The organism is Mesorhizobium sp. IMUNJ 23033, assembly GCF_044778005.1.
GTDB lineage: Bacteria > Pseudomonadota > Alphaproteobacteria > Rhizobiales > Rhizobiaceae > Mesorhizobium > Mesorhizobium amorphae_A.
In genome coordinates, this window is record NZ_JBJACT010000052.1 from 21,688 (window position 1) to 27,820 (window position 6,133).

A 6,133-nucleotide genomic window follows, 5' to 3' on the forward strand; every position below is an offset into this window, starting at 1 on the left:
CGGGCTCGTCGAACAGGATGAAGCGCGGTGCGCCTGTCTGGAAACGCGCCGGACCCTACGACCTACTCCCAGGGCTGCCGGCTGATCGCATGAACGAGGCGGTCGTGCAGTTCGTGCATGAGCGGCGGTCAACTGGCCACTCTACGATCCGGCGAGGCGGACGACCGTTCTGATCGGCGAACGGCTTGTGCTGTCGGAAGACCCCGGCAGGATAATGTTCGGGCTGCTCGACGGGCAGGACGCATCAGTCGACAAGGCACGAAACGGCGGCGAAAGGTGCTGCCATGACGGGTCGGAATCGCCTTGCGCGCAACCGAACGGCCGGGTGCAGCGTGTTGGCGCCGCGACAGTTCGCTTGACGAATATGACCCGCGCGGAGGGCTGCAGGAGCGCGGTCCTGAGACAGTCCAGCCGCCGCTGCAATAAAAGGCGGCGGCTCGACCTGGGTGATTCAGCTGGGAATCGTGGCTTACTCAGACCAGTCCTGAGACCACGAAGACCAGCCAGGCGATGATAGGTCCGATGATGGCGATGAGCGCGCTGTAGATCAGCAATGCCCGCAACACGCTGTCGCGCTCGGATTCTTGCGCGTTGGCGACGACAATGGCGCCGTTTGTGGAGAACGGGCTGGTGTCGACGATGGTCGTTGAAATGGCGATTGCCGCAACGACTCCGATGGCGCTGATGTGGCCCTGCAGCAAGAACGGAACGGCGAGCGGAATGATGGCGCCGAGCAAGGCGGTGGACGAGGCGAACGCCGATACGATCGCGCCGGTGAAGCAGAGGAGGAGTGCAACCAGCAGCGGCATACCGAGGCTGGAGATGCCTTTCGCGACGTAGTCGATCGTACCGATCTTCTCCATGAGGCCGACATAGGTGATGATGCCGGCGATCAGCAGCACTGTCGACCAGCTGACCTTGTCGATCGCTGCCTTCTGGGTCTTCGGTGAGAGGAGCGCGAGGGCGACGGCCACCGTGATCGCCACCAGCCCGACATTGAATTTGAAGACGAGTGCGCCGACCGCGAGCGCCGTAAGGCCAATCAAAGTCGTCAACCTTTCCGTAGTCAGGCTGGAAAGCGCCGACACATTTTTTATCTGCTCCTCAAAGACGTGATGGCTGATCGGCACAGCCGGCGTGCCGCCGTGGCCGATGATTGGCTGCGTCACGCCCTCAGGGTGGAGGTCGGGCAGTGGGCCTAATGCGATCGAATGCTTACGCAACACCTTCGAGCCGCCGAAGACGAAGAAAACGAGGACGGCGATAGCCAGATTGAAGAAGAAGCTGGAGAGGAACAGTGATGTCGGTGCGAACGGTAACCCCGCCTTCTCGACTATCTGGTTGGTGATGCCACCATAGACGCTGATCGGAGAAAATCCCCCCGCCTGTGCACCGTGAATAACCATCAATCCCATCATGACCGGATTGATGTGATACTGGAACGCAAAACCCAGCGCCACCGGGGCCAAGATGGCGACGGCTGCAGGTCCGAGCGCACCGAAGCCGGTGATGACAGCGGCGACCAGGAACATGACCCAGGGAATCCACGCCACATGTCCGCGCACCAGTTTGACTGCGCCCTCGACCAGCCAATCGATGGTACCGTTGATCTGGGCGATGGCGAACAGGTAGGTAATGCCGACCAGTGTCAGGAAGAGGTCGCTCGGGAAGCCAGCGAATATTTCCGCCGGCTTCATCGCCATGATGAGCGAGCCGACCAGAAAGGCGCATGCGAAGGCGAGTGCGCCCATATTGATCGGCTGGATGGTGGCGATCACGAACATGCCGACCAGCAGCGCGATCGACAGAATCTGGATGTTCATAGCTTCCTCCCTCGGGAAACGCCTTCAGGCGCCCGTTCTCATTTTCCATCGGTTAGTAGATCGGCCTGCATCGGTCTCGCTCCCAAGCACCAACGCAGGGTAGTGCCCGCCTCCTAGGAGGCGGGCATGTAAAGGTTGCTGAACTGGTCGCGCAGAAAGTTCTTCTGCACCTTCCCCATGGTGTTGCGCGGAAGGTCCTCGGCGAAGATCACCCGTTTCGGCTGCTTGTAGCGCGCGAGGCGGTCGCGCAGCGCGTTGAGCACGGCCTTTTCGTCCATTGTGGCACCAGGCTTGAGCACCACGATGGCCGTCACCCCCTCCCCGAAATCCGGATGTGCAATGCCAATGACCGCACTCTCGGCGACACCGTCGAGTTGATCGATCTCACTCTCGACTTCCTTCGGGTAGATATTATAGCCGCCGGAGATCACCAGGTCCTTATCGCGGCCGACTATGTGGACATAGCCCGACTCATCGATCTTGCCGAGGTCGCCGCTGATGAAATAGCCGTCCTTGGTGAACTCCGCCGCCGTCTTTTCAGGCATCCGCCAATAACCTTTGAAAACGTTCGGGCCTTTGATCTCGATCATGCCGGTTTCGCCTGGTCCGAGCGTCTCGCCCGTGGCCGGATCGGTGACCCTCACCGACACGCCCGGGAGTGGGAAACCTACTGTCCCTGCCCTTCGCTCGCCGTCATAGGGGTTTGAGGTGTTCATGTTGGTTTCGGTCATGCCGTAGCGTTCGAGAATGGCGTGACCGGTGCGCTGCTTGAATGCGGCGTGCGTTTCAGCGAGCAGCGGCGCCGAGCCGGAGATGAACAGCCGAATGTTGGCGACCGTTTCCCGGTTCAGGCCCTCATGCTGAAGCAACCGGACATAGAAGGTCGGCACGCCCATCATCAGCGTCGCCCGCGACATCAGAGGAAGGACTTCGCCAGGCTCGAACTTTGGCAGCAGAAACATCGAGGCACCGGAAACCAGCGTGACATTGGTCGCCACGAAGAGCCCATGCGTGTGAAAAATCGGCAGCGCGTGGATCAGCCGGTCGGCTGCGGTCACGTGCCAGCATTCGCGCAGTGCTATTGCATTGGACAAAAGGTTGTCGTGCGTCAGCATTGCGCCCTTGGAACGGCCGGTGGTCCCAGATGTGTACAGGATCGCGGCGAGATCGTCAGGCGCGCGCGCCGCGTCGAGAAAATCGGCAGACTCGTCCCGGGCCAACTCCATGAGCGACCCGGCGCCGTCCGCGTCGAGCGTTTCGACAATCGCGCCGTAGCCGTGCGCGATCCTTTCGACATCAGCGCGCGACTTCGAGGAGACGATGACGAGCCGCGGTTCGGCGTCACCGATAAAATAGTCGAGTTCAGCCAGCGTATAGGCGGTATTCAGCGGCAGATAGATCGCCCCGCAGCGCACGCATGCGAGATAGAGCATCAGAGCCAGCGGGCTCTTGTCCACCTGGACCGCGACGCGGTCGCCTGGGCGAACGCCGAGCACATCAATTGCGCTGGCGATCTGTCCGGAGAGCCGCAGCGCATCTGCATAGGTCCAACGCTGACCATCAATAGTCTCGATGAAAATCGACTCGCCTGACTTGGCGGATGCTCGCATGGCGTCGAACAGGTGATTGCTCATTGAACTCCTCCCAATTTGCTTGTTAGGTTTTCTGCATTTCGGTGCGGCGTCGACGAACCGGGGCGCCGATACTGACGTCGGCCGAATTGGTTTCCGCCAGTTTCTTCACCTCCGGCGAAGCCGCGACCTCACCATGTTGCGCCAAGGCTTCATGGTTCGCTTCGATGTCGTCCAACTTGTAAAAGTAGTTGACCATCAAGCCGTGGGACTGCCGCATCGCCTTGGCGGAGCGATCGGCGAGGAAGTTCAGCCGTTCAAGGCGAGCGCCGTTGCCCAAATGAAAACGCGCCACAGGATCGACCGGCCGTCTGCCGGTGGCACGTTCCTTGACGAAATAGCGTGCGGCGAGCGGGAGGAGCACAGCTTCAACGACCCGTGCCTTCTGCGGATCGTCCGCCCAGCTCGGATCGTCCAGCAGCTCGAGCGTCTTGAGGGCCTGGTCATCGAGGCTCGCATCGGTCGCCTTGCGCAGTTTTGCTAGCCAGCCAGCGAAACCCGGAACCGGCGACAGCGTCACGAAGGTCTTCAAGCCCGGCAGGTCGCGGCGCAAATCCTCCACCACCTGCTTGATGAGAAAGTTCCCGAAAGAGATGCCGCGCAGTCCGTCCTGGCAGTTGGAGATCGAATAGAAGACAGCGGTGGTGGCGTCCTGGGCCGTGATCGGCGAACGGTTTACATCGAGCACATCGGCGATGGCAGAGGGAATCGCCTTGGTCAGCGCAACCTCAACGAAGATCAGCGGATCGTCTGCGAGACGCGGGTGGAAGAACGCAAAGCACCTGCGGTCGGCTGGAGCTAGCCTCCGCCGCAGTTCCTCCCAGCCGGCGATTTCATGCACAGCCTCGTATCTGATAATCTTCTCGAGGATGTCGGCTGGCGTCGACCAGTCGATCGGACGCAGGGTCAGAAAACCGCGGTTGAACCATGAGCCGAACAGGTGGGCGAAGTCGGCATCGACGGCGCGAAACGGTTCCGTCGCATCCTTCATGGCTAATAGGCGCTCGCGCATCTCCACCAGTCTTGCCGTGCCTTTGGGGGCCAGGTTGAGTCTGCGCACAAGTTCCTGGCGACGCGGCTCGGCGGCTTGGTGCAGTTCGATGACGGCGTCCGAACTTCTGTCGCTGCGGTAGCGCTCGATGGCTTTGTCAAGCTTGGCGATGTCTGGGCCGAACTGTTCGTGCAGCATACGCACGAAGTCTTCCTGACCGGCCGCGTCCAGTTGTGCCCAGCGCTGAAGGACTTCGGCGGCCAATGCCATGCCCGAGGCTTCGCCCCGGCTCGACAAAAGCATGTCGCAGAGTGTTTCGATATTCGTCGCGGCTTGGACCGGCTCGCTGCGCGCCCCTGCCGCAAGCAGCCTGCGGCCGCGATCGGTGATGCTTTGCACCATATCGCTAAAGAACGAGATGCCTGCCATATCGGAGTCCTCCTGGCAAAGGTCGAAATCAGCGCAAGAAGACCCTCCGCGCGGTCTCGACGCATGCTGGTGCTCGGATGCGTCCACGCATTTGTGTGCGACTTGCCTTTTGTGGTATCGTTCTTAAACGTTCTTGTACGCAAGGTCAATATTCTTGCATACAAGAATTACAATGTTGCATTGAAAGGCCCAAGAAATGTCGGAGAATGTCGTTCAGCGCCTACGTGACGAGATTGAAAACGGCATAATCTCGAACGACTTCGCCCCCGGTTCGCGACTAGACGAGGTGCAATTGGCAACACGCTTCGGCGTGTCGAGAACGCCGGTGCGCGAGGCGCTGATGCAGTTGAACGCGATCGGGCTGGTAGAGATCCGGCCGCGCCGGGGTGCCGTGGTGATCGACCCAGGACCGCACCGCATTTTCGAAATGTTCGAGGTGATGGCGGAACTTGAAGGTTTGGCCGGTTCGCTGGCCGCGCGACGGTTCACCGATGCCGATCGCACAACCATCCTGACCGCGCATGCAGATTGCGAGCGTTCGTCCTCAGCCGGCGACAGTGACCTCTACTATTACGACAACGAACGCTTTCACAAAGCTATCTATGCTGCCAGCCACAGCGGTTTCCTGGCCGAGCAGTGCGTCGCACTGCACCGCCGTCTGCAGCCTTACAGGCGTCTCCAGCTTCGCGTGCGCAACCGCGTTGCCACCTCGTTCGCCGAGCATGACGCGATCGTGGAAGCAATCCTAGCAGGCGACGCGGAGCGGGCGCGCACGCTCCTGCGCCAGCATGTCAGTATCCAGGGCGAACGTTTCAGCGATCTTGTAGCGACGCTGGCGAGCAGATAGTCGATCGTCCGGTGGTTCCACAATGCAACTTATCTTTCCCGCGCCCATCGCGGCGCTGGCGTCGCCGACCGCTTCAAAACTTTTCGCCACGCTGACCTGCCACTGAACTGTCATCCAGCGGCGATTAGAGCCTTGGCCGTTTCTGTTACGCCGTAGGGCGCGGGTTGAGCAACCGGCGGAGACGCGAAGCCCTCGTTGAGCGCAGCGTCGGAGCCGATTGCGGTGAAGACCTCGGCGAAGGCCGCCGGGGTCTGATATCCGAGCGAGGAGTGGGGCCTCGCGGTGTTGTAGTCCTCCGCCCATTCGGCGATGGCGCTGCGGGCGTGGTCGAGGCCGAAGAACAGGCTTTCGTTCAAGAGCTCATCCCGCATCCGGCCGTTGAAGGATTCGATGTAACCATTCTGCATCGGCT

Annotated in this window: 5 protein-coding genes; 1 reads left to right on the top strand and 4 read right to left on the bottom strand. The window is 60.9% G+C overall.

Features of this window, described 5'->3' with window-relative positions:
- Positions 1 to 473: 473 nt before the first annotated feature.
- The 3 genes from ACFX5Q_RS33105 to ACFX5Q_RS33115 all read right to left on the bottom strand — a co-directional run bounded on the left by ACFX5Q_RS33105 (position 474) and on the right by ACFX5Q_RS33115 (position 4,874).
- The gene (locus ACFX5Q_RS33105) at positions 474 to 1,823 is read right to left on the bottom strand and encodes an SLC13 family permease (RefSeq protein WP_404284548.1); all 1,350 of its coding nucleotides are present in this window, start codon (positions 1,821 to 1,823) and stop codon (positions 474 to 476) included.
- A gap of 113 nt (positions 1,824 to 1,936) precedes the next feature.
- On the bottom strand, positions 1,937 to 3,457 hold the full coding sequence (locus ACFX5Q_RS33110; RefSeq protein WP_404284550.1) for a malonyl-CoA synthase: 1,521 nt from the start codon (positions 3,455 to 3,457) through the stop codon (positions 1,937 to 1,939).
- Between the two features lie 22 nt (positions 3,458 to 3,479).
- Positions 3,480 to 4,874, bottom strand: a complete 1,395-nt coding sequence (locus tag ACFX5Q_RS33115; RefSeq protein ID WP_404284552.1) for a malonyl-CoA decarboxylase — start codon at positions 4,872 to 4,874, stop codon at positions 3,480 to 3,482.
- A 196-nt stretch (positions 4,875 to 5,070) separates the two neighbouring features.
- Between ACFX5Q_RS33115 and ACFX5Q_RS33120 the strand changes: the two genes are divergently transcribed.
- Positions 5,071 to 5,721: a GntR family transcriptional regulator gene (locus tag ACFX5Q_RS33120; RefSeq protein WP_404284554.1), complete on the top strand. Its 651-nt coding sequence runs from the start codon at positions 5,071 to 5,073 to the stop codon at positions 5,719 to 5,721.
- A gap of 110 nt (positions 5,722 to 5,831) precedes the next feature.
- Here the strand turns inward: ACFX5Q_RS33120 and ACFX5Q_RS33125 are convergent.
- Positions 5,832 to 6,133: transposase (locus ACFX5Q_RS33125; protein ID WP_404284556.1), on the bottom strand; the 302-nt coding region annotated here is incomplete at its 5' end.